We start from the raw sequence: 25,798 nt of genomic DNA on the forward strand, positions 1-25,798 counted from the left end.
AGCCTTAAGGCTAGAGCATTTTTACGCGTTTTGCCAAAGGATTTTGACGCCAAAAGCAACAGAGATTCTGAATGAATATCCAATCTTTCCCGCTTTTCAACGCCACCCGGCTCAGCGGTGTCCTTGGCATTGCCGGGCTGGTGTTAACCCTCTCACTGCCTGGCCCCGAAGGACTTTCGCCAGAGGCATGGCGGGCCCTGGGTTTAACCTGGCTGATGGCAGTGTTCTGGATCGCGGAAACGCTGCCATTGGCAGTTACGGCGCTTTTGCCCATCGTTTTGGGACCAGCGCTCGGGTTGGCCTCGCCCTCGGGGGCCACGCGGGACTACGCCCACCCGCTGATTTTCCTGTTTCTGGGTGGTTTCGTGCTGGGGCTGGCCATGGAACGCTGGCATCTGCACGAGCGCATTGCCCTGTGGATTCTCTCCGTGGTGGGAGGAACAGCCCAGCGCGAGATCGCCGGTTTTATGGTCGCCACCGCGTTCTTAAGCATGTGGGTCAGCAACACGGCCACCAGCATCATGATGTTGCCGATTGCGCTGTCGGTGATTCAGGTCAGAACCGACAAAAACGCCCTGGAGGGCAACCCCTACGCCGTCGCCTTGCTGTTGGCGGTGGCTTACGCCGCCAGCATCGGCGGCATCGCCACCCTGATCGGTACTCCACCCAATGCGCTGCTCGCGGCCTATCTGTCCGATCAACATCAGATTGAATTAGGTTTCGGCGAATGGATGCTGATCGGCTTGCCAGTCAGTGCCGTGATGCTGACACTCGCCTGGTTTTGGCTGAGTCAGGTGGTGGCCCGAGGGAAGACCGGCGGCATTGAGAAGGATACCTCTCCCTCCAGCACCGGTCGGTCAATGTTCCGGGAACGCCTTAGCGCCCAGGGACCGCTGACCCGGATGGAAAAACGGGTCGCTCTGGTTTTTTTACTGACGGCGGCGGCATGGATCACTCAGCCGTTCCTGGCCCAGTGGCTACCCGAAGACACACTCACCGATACCGGGATCGCGATAGCCTGCGCCATCGCATTGCACTTGCTGCCGGCCGGTGACGGCGAAAACCGTCTGATGAACTGGGAAACCTCGCAGAAACTGCCGTGGGGTGTGTTGCTGTTATTTGGCGGGGGTTTGGCCCTTGCAGGCATCATTCAGGATTCGGGACTGGCACAAGCCATCGCCTCCGCCCTGGAGCACCTGGACCGGTGGCCCACGGTGGCGATCGTGGCCACAGTGACCATTACGGTGATCTTCCTGACCGAGGTCACCAGCAACACCGCCACGGCGGCGGCGTTTCTGCCCTTGCTGGGCGCCCTCGCTCTGGCGCTGGGTTTACCGCCGGAGGCCTTGGCGGTGCCCGCCGCGATCGCCGCCAGCTGCGCGTTTATGCTGCCGGTCGCCACGCCTCCCAACGCCATTGTTTTCGGCTCGGGCCAATTGACCGTTCGGCAGATGGCCTCTGCCGGGCTGGCACTGAACCTGATGGGCGCCACACTGGTCACGGCGGTCGGCACCCTGCTGGTTTACTGGGGCGTCTTTCAGTGAAAGCTTGTGCGCCCCCTCTTAGCTCTCTAGCGTAGCCCGGGCGCGCTTGACCGCCGCGCGCACCTGCTCCGGGGCGGTGCCGCCGGTGTGATTGCGGGCCGCGACCGAGCCTTCCAGGGTCAGGACCTCGAACACGTCCTCCTCGATGGTCTCGGAGAACTGCTTGAGCTCATCCAGGGTCATTTCCGAAAGGTCCTTGCCGGTCTTGATGCCGTAGGCGACCGATTTACCCACCACCTCGTGGGCGTCACGGAACGGGGTGCCTTTGCGCACCAGGTAGTCCGCCAGGTCGGTGGCGGTGGAGAAGCCGCGGCGGGCGGCCTCGTACATGTTGTCTTTGCGCGATTCGATGGCCGGAACCATATCGGCGAACGCGCGCAGGCAATCCTTCACGGTATCCACCGCATCGAACAGCGGCTCTTTGTCTTCCTGATTGTCCTTGTTGTAGGCCAGCGGCTGGGATTTCATCAATGTCAGCAGGCTGATCAGGTGGCCATTGACCCGGCCGGTTTTGCCGCGCACCAGCTCGGGCACATCCGGATTTTTCTTCTGGGGCATGATCGAGGAGCCGGTACAGAACCGATCCGGCAGATTGATGAAGCCGAACTGGGCCGAGGTCCAGAGCACCAACTCCTCGCTGGCGCGAGAGAGGTGGGTCATCAGAATACTGGCGAAGCTGCAGAATTCGATGGCGAAATCCCGGTCGCTGACCGAGTCCAGGGAGTTTTCCGTGGGCTTGTCAAAACCCAGTAGCTCGGCCGTCATGGCACGGTCGATGGGGTAGGTGGTTCCGGCCAGGGCGGCGGCGCCCAGGGGCGACTGGTTCATGCGCGCGCGGCAGTCCAGCAGGCGGCCGTGGTCGCGCTGGAGCATTTCAAACCAGGCCAGCAGGTGGTGGCCAAAGGTGACCGGCTGGGCGCTCTGCAGGTGGGTAAAGCCGGGCATGATGGTGTCGGCTTCCCGCTCGGCCAGATCCAGCAGGCCCTGTTGCAACCGGGTGAGTTCAGCGCTGACCGCGTCAATCTCGTCCCGCAGGTAGAGGCGGATATCCGTGGCCACCTGGTCGTTGCGCGACCGCCCGGTATGCAATTTCTTGCCGGCGATGCCGATGCGCTCGGTGAGCGCCGCCTCGACGTTCATGTGCACGTCTTCAAGCGCCACCGACCATTTGAATTGACCGGCTTCGATATCGGCCCGCACCGCTTCCAGGCCGTCCAGAATCAGGTCGCGCTCCTCAAGGCTCAGCACGCCCACCTTGGCCAACATGGTGGCGTGCGCCACCGAGCCCTTGATGTCATGCTGGTAGAGGCGATAATCAAAACCGACCGACGCGGTAAAACGTTCGACAAAGGCGTCGACGGGCTCGGAAAAGCGGCCGCCCCAGGATTGGTTGGTCTGCTCCGAAGATTGATCGCTCTGACTCATGAAGACACTCGCTGTAGTTTGACGTGAGTAACAAATTTGGCGTCGGGGACTACCGAAATCGCGGGAAACGCGTAGGATAGCCTCGAAAAGGGCGCACAGTATAAACCAGAAGGGCTCTGTTTTGACCGATTCCCCCTCCAGCCGCACCGACCGAGCGGAAAGCGACAGCTTTCTGCCCAACCTGTGTGCCCCCCAGGCCGTGCTGATCCTGGTGTTGGTGGCGGAACTGCTGGCGTTGCTGTTGGCCATGATCAACCGTGGTCTCGCGCAGTTCAGTTGGGATGCCGTGGCGCTCTACTCATTCCAGGTGCAGTGGATCGTGTTGGTCAGCGCCATACTGCTGTGCCGCCTGCAGCCCGCTCTCAACCGGTGGCCCCCGATGCGCGCCGGTATCGTCAGCTACGGGCTGGTGCTGGTAGTGACACTGGTGTTCTCGCTGCTCGGGCAGTGGCTGATGCAAGGGTTTCTCGGCGCCCCCTGGTCACTGAACCTTTGGCACCTGGCCGAAAACCTGCTGACTGCCGCCATCCTGGCGGGCATCGGTTTGCGCTACCTTTACCTGCAGCAACAACTGCGCAACCAGCAGCAGGCCGAACTCAACGCCCGCATCCAGGCATTGCAGTCGCGTATTCGCCCGCACTTCCTGTTCAACAGCCTCAACAGTATCGCCAGTCTGATCACCACCGCGCCGGAGCGGGCCGAGCGCGCCGTGGAAGACCTGGCGTCATTGTTTCGCGCCAGCCTGGCCGAGCCAGCGCTCATCCCGCTTTCCCGGGAGCTGGAACTCTGCCGGGGCTATCTTGCCATGGAGCAACTGCGCCTGGGTGACCGGCTGCGGGTGGACTGGCACCTGGAGGAACTGCCCGAACGCATCATGATTCCGGCGTTGCTGCTCCAACCGTTGCTGGAAAATGCCGTCTTTCACGGCATCGAACCGCGCCCGGAGGGCGGTGATATCCAGATTCAGATCGCCCGCTCCGGCACACAATTGGCGATCCGGATCGACAATCCCCTGCCCGCCGATGGGCGCTCGAGCGCGCGACAGACCAATAAAATGGCGCTGGATAATGTCCGCCACCGCCTGCAGGCCCACTTCGGCCAGGGCGCCCGCTTGTCCGAAACCCGCGATGGCGGTAGGTTTACGCTGATTATCACTTATCCGATGGAGTGAGCCATGGACGTACTGATCGTCGACGATGAACCCCTCGCGCGCGCGCGCCTGGCCCGGATGGTGGGACAGCTGGAAGGCTATTGTGTGGTCGCCGAAGCGGGCGATGCCGCCTCCGCCATGACCGCGATTCAACAGCACGACCCGGATGTGGTCCTGCTGGATGTGCGCATGCCGGGGGAGGACGGCGTCAAAGCCGCCCATCAGATCGGCGCGCTGGAGGACCCGCCCGCCGTGATTTTCTGTACAGCCTTTGACGAGTATGCGCTGGATGCCTTCGGCACCCGGGCCGTGGGGTATTTGCTCAAACCAGTGCGCCGCGAACAGCTCGAAGCGGTATTGGAGAAAGCCCGCACCCCCAACAAGCTGCAAAAACAGGCGCAGCAAGGCTCGCCTGCAGGCCGCCATCACATCAGCGCCAAAACCCCACGCGGCGTGGAGCTGATACCGCTTGAGAACGTGCGCTATTTTATGGCGGACCAGAAATACGTCACCGTCTACCACACCGGCGGCGAACACCTGCTGGACGATACCCTGAAAGAGCTGGAGGACGAATTCGGCGAGCGCTTTTTACGCACCCACCGCAGCGCTCTGGTGTCCGTGCCCCACATTCAGGCCATGGAACGGGACAGCGAAGGGCACTATCGGGTCAGGCTGGCGGACACTCAGGAAAAGCCCCCGGTCAGCCGACGCCATGCCAGCACTCTGAAAGAATTGCTTCAGAACCTATAACCTCAACGACAGACTGTCCGTCCGGGAGGAGAAGCGCAGAGGGCCGCGCTACTCGGTATCATCGGAATGGATTTGCTGGTAAGTCTCAGCGGCCCGGTTGAGTTTTTCGAAGAGGACGGGGGTTGAGTTGTCGAACGGGTCGTGACCCCGGTCGGCGCGCTCGCGCTCCAGTGACTGATACCGACGCTCCGCCATTTTTTCAATCCGCTGCCGATCCTCGGGGCTCAACTCAAAGCCCATATCCTTCAGGTTTCTATCGATACTCCCTTCCCGAAACCCGCCGGCGGGGAGCGCGTCGTATCCACGCCGGTTCGCGATCTCAGTCCAGGCGAACGCTTCCATCAGTCGCTGACGGGCCTCTTCCTTCTGGCCGTTCTGATTGGCCTCCAACGCGCGCGAGGTCGCATTGAACGCCAACAGATCCAACGCAAAGACCGAGCCACCCACCGCCGCCTGCTTCAGCAGCACTTCAGCGCGCAGGAAGTCCCGCTCCCGGGCCGCCTTGAAGCCCAACCGCTGCTGGGCATACATGTCGCCCGTGGCCGCCAAAGCCTCCAGGGTTTCTTGATCATAGTATTGGTAGCCGGTGGATTCACGATCAAACCCACGTGCATGCGCCCACTCCCGGGCCGCGGCCTCTTCCTCCGGTGTGATGCCGGCCGCCGCCACCAACTCCGCCTCCGTGGAGCTATCGGACAGGCGGGCGATGCGCTCACGCAGCCCATCCGCCTCGGGCGACGGGTCAGCCTGGGTGCTTTGCTCAATTTGACCCGTGAGTTTATCCCGCAAGGCGAGCCAGGCGGTTTCGTCCTGCTCGCTCGCGCCGGTCTCTTGGGGCGCCGGCTTCTGAATGGGGGCAGGGGAGATTTCGGTTGACTCGCGCTCGACAGGCCCCGGGGCAAGCAGGAACCAGCCGCCGACGGCCACCAACCCCAGAATGAGCAACGACAGAATGGTTCGCATACAGTTCGGCCCCGTAACCGGCGTGCTTGGTTTCGTGAATAAGGTCCAGTTTAGAGGGCTGCGGGAAAACGGTCTAACCAGAGCGCCCGTTGCCCCCGCCTCTGTCTGGTATCATCGCGCTTTTACTTGCAGCCGCGACTGGACGATTTATGCCCGAAACCTTACGCATCGCCACCCGAAAATCCCTGCTGGCTCTGTGGCAGGCGGAATATGTCAAATCCGAACTGGAAAAGCACCACTCGGGCCTGACCGTGGAGCTGGTGCCGCTCACCAGCCGGGGCGACAAGATTCTGGATGTGCCGCTGGCAAAAGTGGGCGGCAAAGGCCTGTTCGTCAAAGAGCTGGAACACGCCATCACCAACGACGAAGCGGACATTGCGGTGCACTCCATGAAGGATGTGCCCATGGAATTCCCTGAAGGGCTGGGCCTGCCGGTGATCTGTCCGCGCGAAGACCCGCGCGATGCCTTTGTGTCCAACCAGTTCGAGCAGCTCAGCGACATGCCCGCCGGCAGTGTGGTGGGCACCTCCAGCCTGCGCCGCCAGTGTCAGATTCTGGCGGCCCGCCCGGACCTGCATGTGAAATTCCTGCGCGGCAACGTCCAGACCCGCCTGCGCAAACTTGATGACGGTGAGTACGACGCCATTGTGCTCGCCACCGCCGGATTGGTCCGGCTTGAGCTGGACGAGCGCATCCGCAGCCGCATCGCCCCGGAAGAATCCCTGCCCGCGGGCGGGCAGGGCGCCGTAGGCATTGAGTGCCGCAATGACGATGCGCGCACCATTGAGCTGATCAAGCCCTTGCATCACGAACCCACCGCCGAGCTGGTGCGCGCCGAGCGCGCCATGAACCGGCGCCTTGAAGGCGGCTGCCAGGTGCCCATCGCCTGCTATGCTATTCCCTGTGAAGAGGGTCTGTGGTTGCGCGGTCTGGTGGGCTCGCCGGACGGGACCGAAATGCTTTACGACGAGATTCGCGGCCCCATCCCCGAGGGCGAGGCCATGGGCATCGCGCTGGCGGAGCGTCTGCTGGACGCAGGCGCCGGCCGGATTCTGGCAGAAGTTTACGGGGAGGAGCGCCCGCGGTGAGCAGCCTCTCTGGCCTACAGGTCCTGGTGACCCGGCCGGAACCCCAGGCCGGGCGCTGGTCCGAACAGCTCAAAGCGCTCGGTGTCGTGCCATTGGTGGCGCCGATGATGAGCCTGGAAGCCGTGAAGGAGCCGGCGGCCAAAGAGGCGGTCAAGGCCTGCATCATGGACTTCGACCTCTACCAGAAAGCGATTTTCGTCAGCCAGAACGCTGTGACCCATGCCTTTGAATGGCTCGATCACTACTGGCCCCAACTGCCTCTGGGTGTGGAATACTACGGCGTGGGCGAACGCACCGCCCGGGCCCTGGCGGATGAGAACGTCGAAGTTACCGCCTGGCAGTCCCGCGGCGCCATGAACAGCGAAGCGCTGCTGGAAGCGCCGGAGTTGCAGAATGTGGCCGAACAGCGCATTGTGATTTTTCGCGGGGTCGGCGGTCGCGGTCTGCTCGGCCAGACTCTGAGCGAACGTGGCGCCCGGGTGGATTACTGCGAACTGTATGAACGCCGTTGCCCCGCCGACGCCCCACAGCGGTTACAGAACGCGATCGCGCAGGGCCCGGCCTCCAGACTGATCGTCGCTTTACACAGCGCCGAGACTCTGGACAATTACCATTGGGCGCGGTGCCAACTGACCGACGCCCCCAACGCCCTGGCCCAGGCTCCTTTACTGGTGCCGGGCGAACGTGTTGCTCAACATGCCCGGGCTCTGGGGTACCGCCACCTGGCGGTGGCCGAGAACGCCACGGACCCAAGCATGCTGGAGGCTCTGCGAGCCGCCAGCCAGGACCCAGCACTTTTTCAGACCGACGGAACCCGCTACCGTGACTGACAACGACAAGCCCGACGCCCAACCCGACACCGAGGACAAGCCCGCCGAAACCCCGGCCGAGGCTTCCAGGCCGGCTTCACCCTCCGCCGCCCCAAAGGGCGAAAAACCGCGCCGCCGCCGCGTCCTGCATTGGGGGCGCTGGCTGTTCGCCGTATTCTGGGTGGGGCTGACGCTCGCCGCCGGCTACGGCGTCTGGTGGGTCTGGCAAGACCTGAACGAACAGCGCGCGACTGTCGCCGATCTTCGCGAGACGATCGCCGAACAGGGCGAAACGCTCGAGCGGCAAGACCGTGAACTCCGCCAGGCACCCGAACAGCTCAAACGCGAGTTCAGTACCGAACTCGACCAGGCCCGCCGGGGCCAGTCCGAACTGCTGTCGAGCCTGGAACAGCGCATGAACCGGGTCGACCGGCGCCTGAGCGCGATCGCCAGTACCAACCGGGAAGACTGGAAGTTGGCGGAAGCCGAGTACCTCTTGCGCCTGGCCAATCAGCGCCTGGTGCTGGAACGGGACAGCGTCAACGCCCTGGCCCTGGCGGAAACCGCCGACGCCATCTTGCGGGATCTGGGCGACAGTGACCTGCTGCCCGTGCGCCGCGCCCTGGCGAGCGATATAGAAGCCCTCAAACTGGCGGATCAAGTGGACCGGGAAGGCATCTACCTGCGCTTGCTCGCCCTCGGTGAGCAGCTGCCCACTCTGCCCATTGTTGAACCCATGCGCGCGCCCGAGGGCGAAGGCACCGTCAACGATGCCCAAGGGGAGCAGGCCGGCGGCGTCTGGAATACCATCAAAGGCAGTTTCCAGCGCATGATGGAGCGCCTGAGCAGCCACATCCGCATCCGTCAGCACGACAAACCGATTGAGGCCCTGGCCGACCCGCGCGAGCAGTACCTGCTGCGCCAGCAATTGCAACTGATGCTGGAGCAGGCCCAGGCCGCGCTCCTTCGGGAACAGAGTCAGCTCTACCAGAACAGCCTGAACCGCGCCGCCGACTGGATCGAGGCGCACTTCGCGCTCAACCCTCAGACCGAGACGGTCATGGCGCGGCTGAGGGAGCTCGCCGAGATCGATATCGCCCCGGAATTGCCCGACCTGGACGATGCCCTCAACCTGCTCGAGACCCATATCGAGCGTCAGCACCGCCTCTCGCCCGGGTTTCAGGATGCACCGGCTGAGGAGGCCGAGTCATGAAGCGGGCCCTGATTTTCGTGGTACTGGCGATGGTGCTCGGGGCCCTGACCCTGAGCGCCATTCAGGCTGACAGCGGTTATGTATTGATTGCCCTGGGCAATACCAGCGTCGAGATGAGTTTCTGGCTGGCGCTGTTGCTGTTGCTGGGTACGTGGGGGCTTATTTGGCTGGTACTGAAGTTGCTGCGCGGCAGCGTCAAAGCCGGGCGCAAAGTCTCGGAAAGCCTGTTTTCCGGCACCAGCGCCCGCGCCCAACGCCGCACCGCCAGCGGTCTGGTGGACTTTATCGAAGGCAACTGGAAGCACGCCCAACGCAAGCTCTTACGGGCGGCCCCCAAATCCGAAACGCCCCTGATCAACTACCTGGCTGCCGCCCGCTGCTCCTACGAACAGGGCGACAACCACACCGCACTCGAGCTGTTGCACAAAGCCGAGCAAAGCAGCCCCAACAGCGAACTGGCGGTGGCCCTGACTCAGGCCCGAATGCAGCTGATGAGCCGCCGATACGAACAGTGCCTGGCCACGCTTGAGCGGGTCAAGCGCAAGGCGCCCCAGCATCCGGTGGTACTCGACCTCCTGCGTCAGGTGTATATCGCTCTGCAGGACTGGGACGCATTGAAAGCGCTGATGCCAAGCCTGCGCGCTTACGGTAACCAGGGCGAGGCAGCGCTGGACAAGCTTGCCAGCCAACTGCACCGGGCGCTGCTGGAGCAGGCCGGTCAGCGCGCCCGGGGGCTGAGCCCCGACCGGGCCAAAGAGTTGCTAAACCGCCAGTGGCGGGAGGTGCCCGGAGCCCTGCGCAAAGAGCCGGACGTGGCAGAGCTCTATGCCCGGCAACTGCTGGCCAGCGGCCTGCCGATCGAAGCGCAACACCTGGTCCAGAAAACTCTGGACAAGCACTGGTCTCCGGCGTTGGTGCGACTCTATGGCCTCATTCCTGCGGGCGATGTCGGCCAACAGTTGATTACCGCTGAAAGCTGGTTGAAGAAGCGCCCGGCCGACCCCCTGCTGCTGCTGACACTGGGCCGGCTGAGCTTGCGCAACCAGCTTTGGGGCAAGGCGCGCGACTACTTCCAGAGCAGTCTGAAGCTGAACAGTCACCCCGAAACCTGCGCCGAACTGGCCCGGTTGCTGGCGCACCTCGGAGAGCACAAGAAAAGCACCGAATACTATCAGCAGGGCCTGCTGCTCACCACCGAGCGCTTGCCCGACCTGCCCCTGCCCAAGGACGCTCAGCCGTAGCGGGGTGTTAACACGACCCAAGAACAGGGCACGCCCTCGTGCCCGGCCATTCGACTTTCAAGAAATAACAACCATGTGATCACGCAGTAAGGATCAGCATTCAAAGGAGATTGCTATGCCCCTTCCTCATCTACTACGGCTGTTGGTATTCGGTATTATGGCGGCCCGCTACCGCCTCAAGCTACTGGCCATTGTCGGCCTGGTCATCGTCGCGCTACTCGGTGTCACCTTCATTTCGGGAAAGGTGTACCAACATCTGGACCGGGATCCCGACCGCGGCGCCATCGCCCTGGAAAACGGCGCTTTCGGCGAGAGCTACAACACCCCCATCTACCTGGACCAGGGCTGGAGTGCGGCAGACACCCTCTGGTATTACAACACCACTCAGGGCTCGGCGCTGCTTCCCTACGACCTGTTTCTCGCCCTGGAACAGAAAAACTCGGAAGAACTGTTCCGCTCCGATCACAACATGGACCGCTACCGGTACTTGCCCCAGAAGCCTACTTTCTTCAACCCTCACGGACTGCCAGTGGGCTTTGCCAAAGAAAGTTACCAGGGAACGGACTACGTGGGCTTCACCTGCGCCGCCTGCCACACGGGCCAGGTCAACTATCAGGGGCACGCCATTCGTATCGACGGTGGACCGGCCATGGCCGATATGGTCGGCTTCCTGCACGGGCTGGAAGCGGCCCTGACTGCGGCCCGGGACATTCCCGCCAAACAGGAGCGGATCATCGATCGCGTGCTCGTCGAAGACAACGACTACGATAAACGCGAGGCGGTGATTGAGGACATCACCCACTGGGCCGATCAGATCCAGATGTACAACACCGTCAACCACAGTCATATCGATTACGGCTACGCCCGCCTTGACGCCTTTGGTCGGATCTACAACCGGGTCCTCCGCCACGTGGTCAATCGCGAGCAGTTGCGCGAGCTGCTGCTCACCACCGTCAAACCCGACGACCAGTTGATGTTGACCGAAGCGCAGGTCGACCGGGTGCTCGAGGGGCTGGACCCGGCGCTGATTGACGATCGGGATTTCACTCAGGTGGTTCAGCGACTGCAATCCAGGGAAGAAGGTCTGCCCGGGCTGTCCCAGCGGGATATGCTGCGCCTGCGCAACCAATTGCTGAACGAGCCCAACGCGCCCGTGAGTTACCCCTTTCTCTGGGACATTACCCATTCGGATTACGTGCAGTGGAACGGCCTGGCGGGCAACGCCGAGCTGGGGCCGTTGGGGCGCAATGTGGGCGAAGTCATCGGCGTATTCGCCAAGCTCGACTGGCAGGTGAAGGAGCCGGGCTTCAGCCTGTCCGGCTGGCTTTCGGGGCAGGACAACAAACAGGAGCGCATCGAGTTCACCTCCAGCATTGACCTGGTCAATCTCCAACGACTGGAAGCCCACCTGGGCCGATTAACCTCGCCCGAATGGCCTCAGGAGATTCTGGGGGAGTTCGATCCGGAGAAAGTCGCCCTGGGCCGACGCCTATACGCCCGCCACTGTCAGAGCTGTCACCAGATTATTGAGCCCAAAGCCTGGGACCGGGTGGCCATCTCCGATATGACCGATGTCGACGTGCTGGGCACCGACCCGACAATGGCGTACAACAGCGTCAATTACAAAGGCTACTCCGGAAACTTCAAAAATACCTACCAAAAGACCACCGTGGGCCCGCTGGTGCTGGAAACCCGGGCGCCGGCCATCCAGATCCTGACGTCCGTCACCAAAGGCGCGGTGTCCACGCCGGATGCGGACAAGAGTTGGGCGCGCCGCCGTCTGGACTGGTTCTATGTCCTGGGCTTGTCCTGGTTCGAAAACGACGTTAAATATAGCGTGAAGGCCGGTCACTACCGCCCCGATACCACTTCTCGCCCCTATGATTCACTGCTCGCTTACAAAGGCCGGCCCCTGAACGGCATCTGGGCGACCGCGCCGTATCTCCACAACGGTTCGGTCCCCACGCTCTACGACCTGTTGCTACCCTCGCGGCGCGAAGGTGACCCGGAGGAGGGCGAGTACCGACCAAAGCAATTTCAGGTCGGCAGCCGGGAGTTCGATCCGGTCAAAGTGGGTTTTCGAACCGAGGGTTACGAAGGCTTCACCCAAACCACCCACCGCCTTGGGGACCAGAATACAGGCCACGAATATGGCGCGCGGGAAATCCGGCTGCCCAACGGCGACGTTCGCCGGGCTATGACAGAAGAGCAGCGCTGGGCGCTGGTGGAGTACCTGAAAACTCTGTGATCCCGCCCCAAAAAGCGACTGATCCGGGGAACCTAGCTTGCCGAACACACACCAAAGGGGGTTCAATACACAACTTTTAGCGCCAGTCAGAGGTTTTTGAGATGGCAGTAAGATGTTGTTGGGGGCTGAAGCTGGCCGCGCTTTGGTCCCTTACGACGCTCGGGGCCCAGGCTGTTGGGGATGAAGGTGAGTTGTCCGACCGCCCGGTCGACTATGTGCTGGCGACCGAGCAATACGTCGTGGAAGAGGTGATGCCCCATATCCCCGGGGCCGCCCTGGCCATTATCGCCGACGGCCAGATCGAGCTGCTCCAGGGGTACGGTGCACAGCGCAACGGCGGCTCAGAACCGATCGGGCGCCATACCGTGTTTCGACTGGCCTCGGTCTCCAAAACCATTGCCGGCACCGCCGCAGGCCTGGCGGTGCACGCCAACGATTTACACTGGGAGACGCCGGTCAAGGACCATCTGACGCTGGACTTCAGGAACCCGGAATACAGTCGGAAGATCACCCTGCAGAGCCTGCTCTCCCACACCACAGGCCTGATGCCGCAGGCGTATACCAACCTGATTGAGGCGAACGTTCCCTACCGGGAGGTCATTGACCGACTGGACGAAGTCTCTTTCATTTGCCCGCCCTCGAGCTGCTACAGCTATCAGAACGTGGCGTTCAGTCTGGTGGGCGATGTGCTTCTGGCCGCTACCGGGGAAACTTACGAGGACTACGTCGAGCGGCGCCTGTTCGAACCCCTGGGTATGGACGATGCCTCCTTCGGGTGGAGAGCCTTCACCCAAAATGCCGATCGGGCCACACCGCACATCAAGGTTCGCGGGCGCTGGCACCCGGTAGAGCCTTCCCCCAATTACTACCATGTGGTGCCCGCCGCCGGTGCCAACGCCAGCATCCTGGATATGGCCCTGTGGGTTCGGGCGCAGTTGGGACAACGACCCGATGTGCTTCCCCCCGAGCTGCTGGACCAACTCCACAGCCCGCAGGTGGCCACCAGCTACCGGCAGGCCCATTACCGGGCCCACCCGGAGCTGAGCAACATCCACTACGGCCTGGGCTGGCGCCTGTTTGATTTCGGTGGAAACCGCCACTTCGTCCACCACGGCGGCTGGGTTCAGGGAACGCGCACCGAGGTGCTGTTCAACCGGGAGCACCAACTCGGATTGGTGTTTCTCTCCAACTCCGAAAACCGTTACGCTCGGGAAGTGGTGTACCGGTTCCTCGAGCTTTATACTGACTACTACCGCCAGGTCGAGGCCCCACCCCTTCTGCAACAGGCCGAGCAGTCCGACCATGATTCCTGAATTTATCGACCAGATTCGCGACGTTCCCGCCCAAGATTGGGACCGCCTGCTGCCCTCGGATTATCCTTTCGCCCGGCATGCGTTCCTCTCGGCGCTGGAAGACAGTGGCAGCGTGGGCGCCCGAAGCGGTTGGCGCCCCCGGCACCTGCTGCTTCGGGACGACCAAGGCCAACTGCGGGCGGCGATGCCGCTCTATCTCAAGGATCACTCCTACGGCGAGTATGTGTTTGATTGGGGTTGGGCCCAGGCCTACACCGAACACGGGCTGAACTACTATCCGAAACTGGTCGCCGCCATTCCTTTCACCCCCTGCACCGGCCCCCGTTTATTGGCCGGTGGCGAAGAGGCACGGTGGGTACCCCCTGCCGTGGCCGCCCTGGATCAATTAAGCTCCGACACCGGCGCCTCCGGCTGGCACTGCCTGTTTCCCTGCGAAGGGGAGGCGGCGGCCTGGCGGAAGGCCTCACTGGCGGAGCGCACCGGCTGTCAATTTCACTGGTTTAACCGGGGCTACCGGGACTTCGAGGATTTCCTGGGGGCGCTCAGTTCACGGAAACGCAAAAATCTGCGCAAGGAGCGCCGCCAGGTCAAAGAGCAGGGTATCGAGTTTCTGTGGAAAGAGGGCACCGATATAAGCCAGGCGGACTGGGCTCTGTTTTACGGCCTGTACCAGCTCACCTACCTCAAGCGTAGCGGCCACGGCGGCTACCTGACTTCAGACTTTTTTACCCTGATCGGCGAGTATCTGCCGGAGCAGCTGTTGATGGTGCAGGCGTTCAAGGAGGGGCAGGCCATTGCCGCCGCTCTGTTTCTGTTCGACCGGACCACCCTCTACGGCCGCTACTGGGGCTGTCGGGAGGAGTACGAATTTCTCCATTTTGAAACCTGCTACTACCAGGGGCTGGATTTCGCGCTGGCCCGTGGGCTGCAACGTTTTGATGGTGGCGCCCAGGGCGAGCACAAGCTGGCGCGGGGCTTCGAGCCGCAACTGACGCTGTCTTTTCACCGTTTGCGTGAACCCGCTTTCCAGGCGGCAGTCGAGGATTTTGTCGAGCGCGAACGGGTGCAAGTGCTGGGTTATCGCAACGAGGCGCGGGCCCATTTGCCCTATCGCCGGAACGATTAATGGCTTGGGCTGGCCGGGGTCGCCTAAATCCGGTTAAATACCCGCTCCGGTCCGGTGACCGGGTAATGACCACCCAATCCGAACCTGTGTCCGCACCCATGCCCAAGCCACGACTGCACCCCGGCCGAATTCTCGACATTCTCGACATTCTCGATGACATTGATCAGGGCCCCGAATCCTACACATTGAGCCGCCCCGCCGCCCTGCGGCGGGTGTTTGTCACCCTGGCCAGCGTCTGTGTCGGCCTGCTGATTCTGCACTACGCCAAAAACTCCTACCTGCTATATAACGGCCTGGCGGCTTTGGGCGAGTGGCGTGGGCAGGGCCCGGGGGCCTATACCGCCTGGTTGCGCGAGTCCCAGTGGCGGTCACTGATCGGCTACGCCTGGTGGACCGGCTGGCACCTGATCTGCTTTGTGCTGCTGCCGTGGCTGGTGATCCGGTTCGTCTGGAAGTTGCCGATGGCGGAGTTCGGCTGGCGCTGGGGGGAAACCCATCGGCACTGGGCGGGGTATCTGCTACTGCTCAGTCCCATTCTGTTTTTCGTGTTCCTGGTGAGCCAGGGAGAAGACTTCGTCAATCACTACCCCTTTTACCAACATGCCGGGCGAAGCTGGCTGGACTTTCTCGCCTGGGAAGCCCTGTACATGACCCAGTTTGTAGTGCTCGAGTTTTTCTTCCGGGGCTATATCCTGCAGGCGTTGCGCCCGGCGCTGGGTGCCAATGCCATCTGGATCATGTGCGTTCCCTACCTGATGATTCACTTTCCCAAGCTCTGGCTGGAGGCCACCGGAGCCATTTTGTTTGGGCTGTTTCTGGGGATTCTGGCGCTGCGTTCGCGCTCGATCTGGGGCGGGGTGTTGGTACACGCCGGCGTAGCGCTAAGTATGGACATGGCGGCCCTGCTGCAGAAGGGCCAGTGGCCCACGCAATGGTGGCCTTTCTAGAGCCACGATCAGGCCCTTACTTCTATTGGAAGAGCGCCCCCTGGGGCGGCTCATCCGGGGAGGCACTCAGCCACTCGGTGGCGGCACCGGCGGAGAGGGGACGGGCGAAATGGTAACCCTGGCCCAACTCGCAACCGAGCTCCACAAGCTTTTGGGCCACTTCCGGGGTTTCAATGCCCTCGGCAATCACTCCCAACTCCAGGGCGTGAGCCATGGAAATGATCGCGCGCACCAGATGCAGACCCGTGCTTTCTTCCAGTTTGGCGGTAAAGCTCTGATCGATTTTCAACACCTCCAGCGGAAAGCGCTGAAGGTAACTGAGTGACGAGTAGCCGGTGCCAAAATCGTCCACCATGATGCCACAACCCATATCCAGTAACTGTTGCATGCGCTCGATCACCTGCGGGTTGTCGTCCACCAGAATCCCTTCCGTCAGCTCCAGTTTGAGCTGCCCCGGCTGTACGCCATGCTGGGCTACCGCCGCACCCACGGTGGTGATCAAACCGGCCTGAAAGAACTGCACGCTGGAGAGGTTCACACTGACGTAGAACGACTGAGGCCCCATGGCCGCCCGGCGCCACTCACCGATCTGTCGGCAAGCCTCGCGCAACACCCAATCACCCAGCGGGTTGATCAGGCCGGTCTCTTCTGCCAGCCCGATAAATTCCCCCGGGGCCACCAATGTCCCATCGCTCTGACGCCAGCGCACCAGTGCTTCAAAGCCGCGCAGCTCACCGCCTGGCAGATGCACAATGGGCTGGTACAACAGCTCAAAGGCACCGTCCTTCAACGCCTGGCGCAAATCGCGCTCCAGTTCGAGGTGGCGTTGGGCGCTCTGGTGCATTTCGCGGTCAAACACGCAGGTGCTGCCCGGGCCTTCGCGCTTGGCCACGTCTTTGGCCAGCGTCGCGTCGCGGTAAAGCTGCTCGGCGTCGACGTAGCGAGGCTGGAAGGGGGCAATCCCGACACTCAGGGACAGAAAAAACTCCTGCTCCCCGAGCCGGAAAGCCTGCTCGAAGCTCTGGTGCAGGCGCTTGGCTTCGCGCTCCACCTGCTGTACCCGAGCGGCCCCTTCAAACAACAAAGCAAACTCATCGCCCCCCACGCGGGAAACCAGAAGAGCTTTGGGCAAAGCCGACTTGATCCGGCGAGCGATCACTTTCAGCAACTGATCGCCCTTGCTCAGTCCGAAGTTGTCATTAATGAGTTTGAACCGGTTCACATCGACGAACATCACGGCAAAGGCGTCCGGGGAGCTTGCCTGGGCATCTTCCGCCTGCATTAGCGCATTCAACCGATTCATGAAGAATTTTCGATTGGGTAGATCCGTGAGCGGATCATTGAAGGCGAGGTAACGGAGCTCCTGCTCCATCTGCTTGCGCTCGGTGATGTCAAAGGCGCTACCCAGGTAGCGGCTTTCCCCGTCGCCATGCAGCCGACTCAGGGTGATGTAGAGCCAGCGGTGAGCGCCGCCCTTGGTGGTAATAAAGGTTTCCCTGAACAGGTGGTCCTCCGACGCCTGTCGCGCCAATTCCACGCCCGGTTCGAACCCGAGCAGATCCGCCACCGGCATCTGATACAGTTCACCTTCGCTGTAGCCGGTAATGTCCCTCATGGCGGGATTGATGTAGTCAAAGGCCTTATCGCAGGTGAAGATGCCGCTTTCACTGGTTTCAGCCAACAATTCGAAACGCCGTTCGCTACTGCTCAGCGAGCGGATAATATGACTGAAGCGCCGATCCACCATGACCGCCAAGAGTAACAACGCCACGATGATCACCACCGCGACCGCGATCAGCGCACCCAGGACCTGATGGTCCATCTGCAGTCCGGTCAACACCTTTTCCGGCTTGAGGTAAAAACGCGTGGCCGCCATCGCCACGTAGTGCATGCTGGTGACTGCCAGCCCCAACAGCACAGCGCCCACCAGATAAGCCAGCCAGCGGCGCCGGTTTCGCTTCAGCAGCAACAGATTGCTCGCCAGTCCCAGCCAGGCCACGACCACCGCCAGCACCACCGACAGTCCAAACAGCCCCGGTCGGTAGCGCATATCCACCGGCGCCATCAACGCCTCCATACCCACATAGTGCATCGCGCCCACGCCCAGACCCAAACATACCGACGCCAATACCAGACGCTGTGAACGGGGAATTTTCAGACGAGCGCAGACAAAGGTGCCTGCCACTCCCAAGGCGATGGGGAAAACAGAAAGTAAAGTGATGGCCGGGTCATAGGTGACCGGTACCGGGAGGCGGTGCGCAAGCATGGCGGTAAAGTGCATGGACCAGACACCACAGCCCATGGCCAGAGCGCCGGCGAGCACCCAGCCAATACCGGCGCGGGCCGAGCGCGCCGCTCGATAGCGCTCCAGCACCGGTAGCAAGGTGGAAGCGGCCAACACCGACAGGGTGACCGCCAGCGCCAGCAGCCCGAAGTGGTGGTGAGCGACCAAAGGCTCCAACTGATCGGGATGGGGTTCAAACCGCCAAAACATACATCAACCCATCATTTATGATTGTTGTCGCTGTGAGGCCAGGGTCCTGTCCAGCTCACCAGTCTGTTGGAAAACAGTGCCTGCGAGATTCAGTTTAGAAAGCGCGTCAACGCCTCCTGTTTGTCGCTATCCTGGTCCACAAAACGCACGATCAGGCGTATCACTTGGGTATTCGGTGAGGTCTCCCCCGCCTGAAGGCTGTGAATGTACCCGTTGAGCTGCGAGGGTGCCCCCGCCTGATCGGGCTCAATATCCGCTACGACGGGGTCAAACAGACGGGGCAGGGTCTCGCTCCGCTGACACAGGACTGTCATCGCCTCCAGCGATAGCTCCCGCAATACGCAACGCAACGTCTCGCCCCGGTTTCCGACCCGCAGTTGAGCCCGCCCCTTGAGCTTCTTGGATTTGGCCGGGGCGTCGTTCCTGACGGGCTCCGGAGCACTCGCGCCGCGCCCACCGGTCAGCACACTGATCGATTCAGCGGCCAAGCCCTGGCCGCCAGCCTGCGGCCCTGCCTTGGGGATTTTACCGATGCGTGCCAGCTGTTTGCCCACTTTGCGCAGCAGCTCTTCCGGGGTGAAGGGCTTGACCAGATAATCCGAGGCCCCGGCTTCCACAGCCTTCACCACATGATTTCGATCGCCCCGGCTGGTGACCATGATAAACGGCAGGTCGCCCCCGTCGGGTTGAGCCCGCAGGTGGCGCAGGAGTTCCTCACCGCTCATATTGGGCATTTCCCAATCCGAAAGGATCAGGTCCATCCGCTTTTGCTTGAGCGCTGCCAGCGCCCGGTTGCCATCGGCGGCCTCTGAGACCTCCACACCGGGAATACGCTCACGCAAATGCTTTTTCACCATGTCGCGAATAAAACTGGCGTCATCCACCACCAGAATACGAATTGCCATGCGACCACTCTCTTGTTGGATCTGAAGGCTTGCTGGACCCGATAAGCTGACTTGAGCCCACTGAAACGACTCGCAGGACGTCCTCTCGGCGTATGTTACCCGGAATGACACCGGAAACAACGGAAAACCTTATTTAAGGGTAGACGATGTCGGGCTTTTTGGGCAGTGACTAACCGGCGGTATGATAGCGCAAGGTGGGGGTTTGCTCGGCGGGGGCAGCGCTGGCAGGCAGGGTGGGAGACTGGCTCGCTTCCACCGCCGCGCGCATCCAGTAGATCAACTCGGCGGAGTCTTCCAGAACCGCTTCGGGTAACTGATAAAAGTGGCAGTCGGACAGAGCCGCGACCCGGGGATGGAGCATCGGCATGGAGCGCTGCCGGTAGGGCTGCACCGAATCCTCGTCCACACGGAAGTACAGGCGATCATTGGCCATCACGGCAAACAGCTGGTGCTGGTGATAGAGCCCGACTCCGGTAAAAATCCGGCGATACGACACCGGAGCCACCTCAGACAGATGGTGCAGGGCACGACTCAGAGCGTGATGGCTGACGGACAAGGGTCACTTCCTTTGGTTATGCAGTGAATGGAGAAACCGTCAGCGCATTAGAGGGTGGACGGCGACGCAAGTTTCCTGACCTGCATCACAATTTTACCTATCACGTCGTCAAATGTAACGTGACACTAAGATCATTTTGTTGTTTAGAAAATGTGTTTTTATGCGCTATCTCGCGTAAACACCCATTGCTTGTCAGTGGACAGCCCGGCATTGAAGCCGTAGCCGTCACGATCAAAGGCCTTGAGGTCCTCGGCGCTTTTGATGCGGTTTTCGATGGCGTAGGCGGCCATCAGGCCACGGGCCTTCTTGGCATAAAAGCTGATGATCTTGTATTGCCCGTTTTTCCAGTCCTTGAACACCGGGGTGACCAGCGGGGCGGTCAGGGCCTTGGGTTTTACCGCCTTGAAATATTCGTTGGAAGCCAGGTTGACCACCGCGGGCTGCTTCAGGGCTTTGAGCTGCTCATTGATCGCCGCCGTCAGCCGCTCGCCCCAGAAGTCGTAGAGGTTCGCCCCGCGCGGGTTGCCCAGACGGGTACCCATTTCCAGGCGGTAGGGCTGGATCAGATCGAGCGGCCGGAGCAGGCCGTATAGGCCGGAGAGAATTCTCAGATGCTGCTGGGCAAAGCTGAAGTCGCCCGCCTTGAAGCGCTCAGCGTCCAGCCCGGTGTACACATCCCCTTTGAAAGCCAAAGCGGCCTGTTTGGCGTTATCCGCCGTGAACGGCGTGTGCCACTGCTGGTAGCGATCGTAATTGAGCTGACCGAGCTTGTCGCTGATGCCCATCAGGCTCGAAACATCCTGAGGCGCCAAATCCCGGAGAATCGAGATCAGCTCCCGGGACTGGTCCAGGAAATCCGGCTGGGTGGCCTTGTCGGTCACCGGCGCGGTGTCGAAGTCCAGGGTTTTGGCGGGGGAAATCAACATCAACATAAGGGGCCACTCTCAACAACGGGGTCATTCCAGAGGCAGGATCACACAGGGGATTTTTCGGGTGTGTCCCAATTATTCGGGCTTCAGGACATCCTGCCACCAATTCAGGGGCGTGCTGCCATCGGCCGGGTCATAGACATTGCCGTACATCCAGGTGCTGTCCTCGTCACGGCCCACCGTCTCTTCCATGATTTTTTCGATGGTCTCGAAGCCGCAGCTGACGTGAATCGAGATCACCAGCATACGATCATTGTGCAGGTCGAGCTCACCGCCGAGCTTTTCCAGAGCGGGCACCAGGGCATCCGCCAAAGGCGCCATATCACCCTTGGTGTAGACCCGAAGGCTCAGGTTACCGCTGCGACGGACCAGCTCCACCTCCTGGGTCTGAGGCAGCAGGCGAACGCAGTCGCCGCTGGCGATGCCCTGCGCGAACGCCGGCGATCGCACCAGCTGCAACTCACCGGATTTTTGCTCGCTGACGGGCAGTTGCTCCACAATGGGTTGGCCGTCCGGGCGCATGCCGGCAAACAATTCGATGGTGCGCAGTGCTTTCGTCATGGAGTTCCCCCTGCTATAAAGGGCAACATTATACACACAGACACCGGCCGGCCCGATGCCGGCCCCCACTGTCATGGGAGGACCCGTTTAATGAAAACCCGATTGATTCCCCTCATCGCCGTCGCCCTCGCGCTGGGCATTAGCGCCTGCTCGGTGAACCCGGTCACCGGCGAGCGCGAGCTGACCATCATGTCTGCCGAGGACGAAATTGCCGCCGGCGCCGAGAATTATCTGCCCAGCCGACAGGCCCAGGGCGGGCGCTACGTGGTGGACCCGGAGCTGGAGCTGTATGTCAGCGATGTCATGAAGAAACTGGCGGCGGTCAGCGACCGGCCCGGCCTACCTTATGAGATCACGGTTCTGAACAACGACGTGCCCAACGCCTGGGCTCTGCCCGGCGGCAAAATGGCCATCAATCGCGGATTGCTGATGGAGCTGGACGATGAGGCCCAACTGGCCTCGGTGCTCGGCCACGAAATCGTTCACGCCGCCGCCCGCCACAGCGCCCAGCAACAGACCCAGAACCTGCTGCTGCAGGTGGGAATGGTCGCCGCGGGCGTGGCCGCCTCCCAGTCCGATTCCGACTACGCCGGGCTCGCCATGGGGGCGGTCGGCGTCGGCGCCACCGCCTGGCAAGCGCAGTACAGTCAAGCTCACGAGCTGGAAGCCGACCGCTACGGTATTGAATACATGGCCAAGGCCGGCTACGACCCACAGGCAGCCGTCGAATTGCAAAAGACCTTCGTGCGCCTGTCAGAAGGCAAGCAGAGCGGCTGGTTGGAAGGTTTTCTGTCCAGCCATCCCCCATCTCAGAAGCGTGTGGCTCGCAACCGGGAGTTGGCCGCACAATACAATGACGGCGTCCTCAATGAAGAAGCCTACCAGAGAGCCATCGCCCAACTTCGGGAAGACCAGGACGCCTACAAAAACTATCAACAAGCCCAGAAAGCGGCGGCTGATGAGAATTACAGTCAAGCACTCGGGCTGGTGGAAAAAGCCATTCAGGACCAGCCGCGGGAAAACCTCTTCTGGGAGCTGAAAGGCCGTCTGTTGCTTGAGCAGGAACAGGAGGACGACGCCCTGAAGGCATTTGACCGGGCCGTGGCGGCCAACCCCGAGTTCTTTCGCCCACTGGTCTACCGTGGCCTGCTGAACAAGCAGAAGGGCAACGCCCAACAGGCGCAGCGCGACCTGGAAGCCAGCCAGAACCTCCTGCCCACCCAGCTGGCCAGCTACCACCTGGGCGAACTGGCACAACAGCGCGGTGACCGCAGCGCCGCTGTGAATTATTATCAGCAAGCCGCCTCCGGTGGCGGCGACTTGGGCCAGGCGGCCCAGGCCAAACTGTCCCAGTTGGGCGTGACTCAGTAACTCAGCCCACTCCGGGCCGGCGCACGCCGGCCCGGCATTTTCGGTATACTGCACGCTCCGACGTAAGACCAACGCCATAATCATAATGTCAGAGCCTTCGAACCGCGCCCCGGCGGCGCCCCAAGCCATTGCCACACTGGTTACTGCACTGGACACCCTGACCGAATGGGTGGGCAGAGCGGTGTCCTGGCTGGCCCCCCTGATGGTGGTGATTACCTGCGCGGTGGTGCTTCTGCGTTACGGCCTGGGCGAGGGCTCCGTGGCGCTCCAGGAATCGGTTACCTATATGCACTCCGCGCTGTTTCTGCTCGGTGCGGGATATGCCCTCAAGCATCGCAACCACGTGCGCGTGGACATCTTCTACCGCCGTTTTCGACCTGAGGGCCGAGCCTGGGTGGACGCCCTCGGGGGTCTGGTCTTCCTGATTCCTCTGGCGGTGTTTATCGGTTGGATCAGCCTGGATTTTGTCGGTAACGCCTGGCGCATCCGGGAGGTCTCCACCGACTCGGGCGGGCTGCCCTGGGTCTACTGGCTGAAAACCCTCATTCCCCTCCTGGCCCTGACATTGACGCTGCAGGCCGTGGCGGAAGTCCTGCGCGAGCTGCTGTTCCTGATGGGCTACCGGCGCGAGGAGGACAAGCCGCCATGCTGATTGAACTGGTACCGCTGCTGATGTTCGCGGTGGTATGCCTGGTATTGATGTTGGGCTACCCGGTGGCGTTCACCCTGGCGGGGGTGTCTCTGGTGTTCGCCGGCGTCGGCATCGTCACCGGGACGTTCGAAGCCAGCCTGCTGCGCACCTTTCCCAGCCGGATTTACGGCATCATGGCCAACTACACCCTGGTAGCCGTGCCGCTGTTTGTCTTTATGGGCACGCTATTGGAGAAGTCCCGCCTGGCCGAGGAACTGCTGGAGAATATGAGCCGCGCCTGTCGCGCCCTGCCCGGGGGGCTGGGGCTGTCGGTCGTGGTCGTCGGTACCTTGCTGGCGGCGAGCACCGGAATCGTGGGCGCAACCGTCGTCACCATGGGCCTGATTTCCCTACCCACCATGCTCCGCCAGGGCTACCATCCCTCTCTCGCCACCGGCACGATTTGCGCCACCGGGACCCTGGGCCAGATCATTCCGCCCTCCATCGCGCTGGTACTGCTCGGTGATGTGCTCTCAAACGCCTACCAGCGCGCGCAGTTGGCCCAGGGCGTGTTCAGCCCGGATGCGCTCTCGGTGGGCGACCTTTTTATCGGCGCGCTGATTCCCGGTGTTCTGTTGGTTCTGCTCTATCTGGTCTATATCGCCAGTGTCGCCCATTGGCGACCCGAGCGGGCCCCAGCCGCCGAAGACAGGGGGGTATCGAAGACGCGCCTTTGGCTGAGCCTGCTACCGGTCACCTCCCTGATCGTGCTGGTGCTGGGCTCCATTCTCGCCGGCATCGCCACCCCGACCGAAGCGGCGGGCGTTGGCGCACTCGGGGCCGCCATCCTCGCATTGGCAAAAGGCAAGCTGGATGTCCCCCGACTAAAAGAAGTCGCCCGCAGCACCACCCTCACCAGTGCCATGATTTTTACGATCTTGATCGGCGCGTCGCTGTTTTCGCTGGTGTTTCGCGGTTTCGGGGGCGAGGAGCTGGTGGCGCACTTTTTTGATCAGCTTCCCGGCGGAGTATTTACCGCCATGCTGATTGTGATGGTCATTATTTTTCTGCTCGGTTTCATTCTCGATTTTATTGAAATCACCTTTGTGGTGGTTCCCATCGTCGGACCGGTGCTGCTGACCATGGGTGTGGATCCGGTCTGGCTCGGCGTGATGATTGCGCTGAACCTGCAAACTTCATTTCTGACGCCACCCTTTGGTTTTGCGCTGTTTTACTTGCGGGGGGTCGCCCCCGATAGCGTTCCTACCGGCGCTATCTATCGTGGTGTGATCCCGTTTATTGTGCTCCAATTGCTGGTACTCTGTACGCTGGCACTCTGGCCCACCCTGGCCACCTGGCTTCCCCAACAGTTGTAATTGTGAACGAGGTATTTTGTACATGGCCATGCAAGGCATCGATGAGGACCCCACGCCCCACGGCAAACTGACCCTGCAAACACTGTCCATGCCGGCGGACACCAACCCTTACGGCGATATCTTTGGTGGCTGGTTGATGACCCAGATGGATCTCGGTGGCGCCATCCTGGCTCAGGAAGTGGCCAGAGGACGCGTCACCACCGTTGCCGTTGGCAGTATGGTTTTTTTGCGGCCGGTGCCGGTCGGTGCCACCGTGAGCGTCTACGCCAGCACCATCGATGTAGGCCGAACCTCCATCCGCACGCTGATTGAAGTCTGGATCAAAGATGGCGCACAGCAGGAAGTCACCAAAGTGACTGAGGGTGAGTTTGTGTATGTCGCAATAGACGACAATGGCCGCACCCGGCCCGTCCCCAAATAATGTCTCCGCCGGGCGCGGGTGTCGCTGGCCGACGCGCGCCCCGGGCTTCCAGGCCAGTCTCTCGCCACACCGACTAACAAATCTTAACGCTCGTCTTTACACGAATCTGCTAGTTTTGAACGCAATCCGAAGCAACCCAAAAGCGTTGCAGGCAACAATTAAGGATGACCTTCATGCTGACCGATCGCCCACAAAGTTATGGCTGGTTGACCATCGCCCTTCACTGGATTTCCGCACTGTTGATCCCTGCGGTTTTCGGTATTGGCTTTTACATGGTGGACCTGAGCTACTACGACGAGGGTTATCACACCCTGCCGGCGCTGCACGTCAGTCTTGGGTTGCTGGTCGGTTTCTTGACCCTCGTTCGCATTGTCTGGCGGCTGGGGCAAAAAGGTAACCCGAAAGCTCTTCCGGAACACGGCTTCTGGATTCGGCTCGCCTCAAGCAGCATGAAGTACGCGTTCTATGTGATGATTGTTGTGATGATCGTCACCGGCTATCTGATCAACACTGCCAAAGGTGACCCGGCCCTATTTTTTGACTGGTTCGGTATCCCCGCGACCTGGCAACTTGGGCCTGACGGCGTCGACCTGGCGGGGGAGATTCACAACATCGTGGGCTGGCTGATTATTATTCTGGCCGGACTCCACGCCGCCGCCGGCCTACTGCACCATTTTGTGATCCGCGATCGAACGCTCAAGCGTATGTTGAGACCCGATCGCACCGAAAGCTGAACC

At 61.6% G+C, this 25,798-nt stretch carries 23 protein-coding genes; 16 read left to right on the forward strand and 7 right to left on the reverse strand.

Annotation, left to right across the window (positions count from 1 at the left end):
• The first annotated feature begins 71 nt into the window (after positions 1–71).
• On the forward strand, positions 72–1,544 hold the full coding sequence (locus G547_RS0109800; protein ID WP_027329708.1) for an SLC13 family permease: 1,473 nt from the start codon (positions 72–74) through the stop codon (positions 1,542–1,544).
• Between the two features lie 18 nt (positions 1,545–1,562).
• Here the strand turns inward: G547_RS0109800 and argH are convergent, their stop codons facing one another.
• Complete coding sequence (gene argH, locus G547_RS0109805) at positions 1,563–2,969, reverse strand: argininosuccinate lyase (protein ID WP_027329709.1); 1,407 nt, start codon at positions 2,967–2,969, stop codon at positions 1,563–1,565.
• 121 nt (positions 2,970–3,090) lie between these two features.
• Here argH and G547_RS0109810 point away from each other — a divergent pair, with 121 nt between their 5' ends.
• Entirely contained in the window at positions 3,091–4,140 is a 1,050-nt protein-coding gene (locus G547_RS0109810) for a sensor histidine kinase (protein ID WP_027329710.1), read from the forward strand.
• Between the two features lie 3 nt (positions 4,141–4,143).
• On the forward strand, positions 4,144–4,869 hold the full coding sequence (locus G547_RS0109815; RefSeq protein WP_027329711.1) for a LytR/AlgR family response regulator transcription factor: 726 nt from the start codon (positions 4,144–4,146) through the stop codon (positions 4,867–4,869).
• Between the two features lie 48 nt (positions 4,870–4,917).
• Here G547_RS0109815 and G547_RS0109820 read toward each other — a convergent pair whose 3' ends face one another.
• The gene (locus tag G547_RS0109820; protein ID WP_027329712.1) at positions 4,918–5,832 is read right to left on the reverse strand and encodes a hypothetical protein; all 915 of its coding nucleotides are present in this window, start codon (positions 5,830–5,832) and stop codon (positions 4,918–4,920) included.
• A gap of 149 nt (positions 5,833–5,981) precedes the next feature.
• Here G547_RS0109820 and hemC point away from each other — a divergent pair, with 149 nt between their 5' ends.
• The 8 genes from hemC (at position 5,982) to G547_RS0109860 (ending at position 15,817) form a co-directional block, all read left to right on the forward strand.
• Positions 5,982–6,920, forward strand: a complete 939-nt coding sequence (gene hemC / locus G547_RS0109825; protein ID WP_027329713.1) for a hydroxymethylbilane synthase — start codon at positions 5,982–5,984, stop codon at positions 6,918–6,920.
• On the forward strand, positions 6,917–7,750 hold the full coding sequence (locus G547_RS20860; RefSeq protein ID WP_036187982.1) for a uroporphyrinogen-III synthase: 834 nt from the start codon (positions 6,917–6,919) through the stop codon (positions 7,748–7,750). Before hemC ends, G547_RS20860 begins: the two co-directional genes overlap by 4 nt.
• The gene (locus G547_RS20865) at positions 7,743–8,942 is read left to right on the forward strand and encodes a uroporphyrinogen-III C-methyltransferase (RefSeq protein WP_051235189.1); all 1,200 of its coding nucleotides are present in this window, start codon (positions 7,743–7,745) and stop codon (positions 8,940–8,942) included. The genes G547_RS20860 and G547_RS20865 overlap by 8 nt, the downstream gene beginning before the upstream one ends.
• Positions 8,939–10,183 carry a heme biosynthesis HemY N-terminal domain-containing protein gene (locus G547_RS0109840; RefSeq protein ID WP_027329714.1) on the forward strand — a complete coding sequence of 415 codons (1,245 nt, stop codon included), beginning with the start codon at positions 8,939–8,941 and terminating at the stop codon, positions 10,181–10,183. The genes G547_RS20865 and G547_RS0109840 overlap by 4 nt, the downstream gene beginning before the upstream one ends.
• Positions 10,184–10,298: 115 nt before the next feature.
• A complete protein-coding gene (locus tag G547_RS0109845) occupies positions 10,299–12,431 on the forward strand; it encodes a di-heme-cytochrome C peroxidase (RefSeq protein ID WP_051235192.1) in 2,133 nt (710 codons plus the stop codon).
• 101 nt (positions 12,432–12,532) lie between these two features.
• Positions 12,533–13,744: a serine hydrolase domain-containing protein gene (locus G547_RS20870; RefSeq protein WP_084645859.1), complete on the forward strand. Its 1,212-nt coding sequence runs from the start codon at positions 12,533–12,535 to the stop codon at positions 13,742–13,744.
• Positions 13,734–14,870, forward strand: a complete 1,137-nt coding sequence (locus G547_RS0109855) for a GNAT family N-acetyltransferase (RefSeq protein ID WP_027329716.1) — start codon at positions 13,734–13,736, stop codon at positions 14,868–14,870. Before G547_RS20870 ends, G547_RS0109855 begins: the two co-directional genes overlap by 11 nt.
• A 65-nt stretch (positions 14,871–14,935) precedes the next feature.
• Entirely contained in the window at positions 14,936–15,817 is an 882-nt protein-coding gene (locus G547_RS0109860; RefSeq protein ID WP_425411496.1) for a CPBP family intramembrane glutamic endopeptidase, read from the forward strand.
• A gap of 22 nt (positions 15,818–15,839) precedes the next feature.
• Here G547_RS0109860 and G547_RS20875 read toward each other — a convergent pair whose 3' ends face one another.
• The 5 genes from G547_RS20875 to G547_RS0109885 all read right to left on the reverse strand — a co-directional run bounded on the left by G547_RS20875 (position 15,840) and on the right by G547_RS0109885 (position 21,262).
• Positions 15,840–18,311 (reverse strand): EAL domain-containing protein, encoded by a 2,472-nt coding sequence (locus tag G547_RS20875; protein ID WP_036187984.1) that lies wholly within the window; start codon positions 18,309–18,311, stop codon positions 15,840–15,842.
• 89 nt (positions 18,312–18,400) lie between these two features.
• On the reverse strand, positions 18,401–19,216 hold the full coding sequence (locus G547_RS0109870; protein ID WP_027329718.1) for a response regulator: 816 nt from the start codon (positions 19,214–19,216) through the stop codon (positions 18,401–18,403).
• A 169-nt stretch (positions 19,217–19,385) separates the two neighbouring features.
• Positions 19,386–19,772: a TfoX/Sxy family protein gene (locus tag G547_RS20880; RefSeq protein ID WP_051235197.1), complete on the reverse strand. Its 387-nt coding sequence runs from the start codon at positions 19,770–19,772 to the stop codon at positions 19,386–19,388.
• 158 nt (positions 19,773–19,930) lie between these two features.
• The gene (gene yaaA, locus G547_RS0109880) at positions 19,931–20,704 is read right to left on the reverse strand and encodes a peroxide stress protein YaaA (protein WP_027329719.1); all 774 of its coding nucleotides are present in this window, start codon (positions 20,702–20,704) and stop codon (positions 19,931–19,933) included.
• Between the two features lie 72 nt (positions 20,705–20,776).
• Positions 20,777–21,262, reverse strand: coding sequence for a DUF4265 domain-containing protein (locus tag G547_RS0109885; protein ID WP_027329720.1), 486 nt, complete (start codon positions 21,260–21,262; stop codon positions 20,777–20,779).
• A 90-nt stretch (positions 21,263–21,352) separates the two neighbouring features.
• Here G547_RS0109885 and G547_RS0109890 point away from each other — a divergent pair, with 90 nt between their 5' ends.
• From G547_RS0109890 to G547_RS0109910, 5 genes are all read left to right on the forward strand, one after another.
• Positions 21,353–22,633, forward strand: coding sequence for a M48 family metalloprotease (locus G547_RS0109890; RefSeq protein WP_027329721.1), 1,281 nt, complete (start codon positions 21,353–21,355; stop codon positions 22,631–22,633).
• Positions 22,634–22,718: 85 nt separating this feature from the next.
• Complete coding sequence (locus G547_RS20885) at positions 22,719–23,285, forward strand: TRAP transporter small permease subunit (RefSeq protein ID WP_051235199.1); 567 nt, start codon at positions 22,719–22,721, stop codon at positions 23,283–23,285.
• A complete protein-coding gene (locus G547_RS0109900) occupies positions 23,279–24,640 on the forward strand; it encodes a TRAP transporter large permease (RefSeq protein ID WP_036187986.1) in 1,362 nt (453 codons plus the stop codon). The genes G547_RS20885 and G547_RS0109900 overlap by 7 nt, the downstream gene beginning before the upstream one ends.
• Before the next feature lie 28 nt (positions 24,641–24,668).
• Positions 24,669–25,061, forward strand: a complete 393-nt coding sequence (locus G547_RS0109905; RefSeq protein WP_027329723.1) for an acyl-CoA thioesterase — start codon at positions 24,669–24,671, stop codon at positions 25,059–25,061.
• A gap of 173 nt (positions 25,062–25,234) precedes the next feature.
• Positions 25,235–25,795 (forward strand): cytochrome b, encoded by a 561-nt coding sequence (locus G547_RS0109910; RefSeq protein WP_027329724.1) that lies wholly within the window; start codon positions 25,235–25,237, stop codon positions 25,793–25,795.
• Positions 25,796–25,798 lie beyond the last annotated feature (3 nt).

Origin of the sequence: Marinimicrobium agarilyticum DSM 16975, from assembly GCF_000423345.1 — a bacterium.
GTDB lineage: Bacteria > Pseudomonadota > Gammaproteobacteria > Pseudomonadales > Cellvibrionaceae > Marinimicrobium > Marinimicrobium agarilyticum.

Coding starts and splice junctions, on each gene's coding strand:
- G547_RS0109800 (WP_027329708.1), top strand. CDS start 72: ATGAATATCCAATCTTTCCCGCTTTTCAACGCCACCCGGCTCAGCGGT.
- argH (WP_027329709.1), bottom strand. CDS start 2,969: ATGAGTCAGAGCGATCAATCTTCGGAGCAGACCAACCAATCCTGGGGC.
- G547_RS0109815 (WP_027329711.1), top strand. CDS start 4,144: ATGGACGTACTGATCGTCGACGATGAACCCCTCGCGCGCGCGCGCCTG.
- G547_RS0109820 (WP_027329712.1), bottom strand. CDS start 5,832: ATGCGAACCATTCTGTCGTTGCTCATTCTGGGGTTGGTGGCCGTCGGC.
- hemC (WP_027329713.1), top strand. CDS start 5,982: ATGCCCGAAACCTTACGCATCGCCACCCGAAAATCCCTGCTGGCTCTG.
- G547_RS0109840 (WP_027329714.1), top strand. CDS start 8,939: ATGAAGCGGGCCCTGATTTTCGTGGTACTGGCGATGGTGCTCGGGGCC.
- G547_RS0109845 (WP_051235192.1), top strand. CDS start 10,299: ATGCCCCTTCCTCATCTACTACGGCTGTTGGTATTCGGTATTATGGCG.
- G547_RS20870 (WP_084645859.1), top strand. CDS start 12,533: ATGGCAGTAAGATGTTGTTGGGGGCTGAAGCTGGCCGCGCTTTGGTCC.
- G547_RS0109855 (WP_027329716.1), top strand. CDS start 13,734: ATGATTCCTGAATTTATCGACCAGATTCGCGACGTTCCCGCCCAAGAT.
- G547_RS0109860 (WP_425411496.1), top strand. CDS start 14,936: ATGACCACCCAATCCGAACCTGTGTCCGCACCCATGCCCAAGCCACGA.
- G547_RS20875 (WP_036187984.1), bottom strand. CDS start 18,311: ATGTTTTGGCGGTTTGAACCCCATCCCGATCAGTTGGAGCCTTTGGTC.
- G547_RS0109870 (WP_027329718.1), bottom strand. CDS start 19,216: ATGGCAATTCGTATTCTGGTGGTGGATGACGCCAGTTTTATTCGCGAC.
- yaaA (WP_027329719.1), bottom strand. CDS start 20,704: ATGTTGATGTTGATTTCCCCCGCCAAAACCCTGGACTTCGACACCGCG.
- G547_RS0109885 (WP_027329720.1), bottom strand. CDS start 21,262: ATGACGAAAGCACTGCGCACCATCGAATTGTTTGCCGGCATGCGCCCG.
- G547_RS0109890 (WP_027329721.1), top strand. CDS start 21,353: ATGAAAACCCGATTGATTCCCCTCATCGCCGTCGCCCTCGCGCTGGGC.
- G547_RS20885 (WP_051235199.1), top strand. CDS start 22,719: ATGTCAGAGCCTTCGAACCGCGCCCCGGCGGCGCCCCAAGCCATTGCC.
- G547_RS0109900 (WP_036187986.1), top strand. CDS start 23,279: ATGCTGATTGAACTGGTACCGCTGCTGATGTTCGCGGTGGTATGCCTG.
- G547_RS0109905 (WP_027329723.1), top strand. CDS start 24,669: ATGCAAGGCATCGATGAGGACCCCACGCCCCACGGCAAACTGACCCTG.
- G547_RS0109910 (WP_027329724.1), top strand. CDS start 25,235: ATGCTGACCGATCGCCCACAAAGTTATGGCTGGTTGACCATCGCCCTT.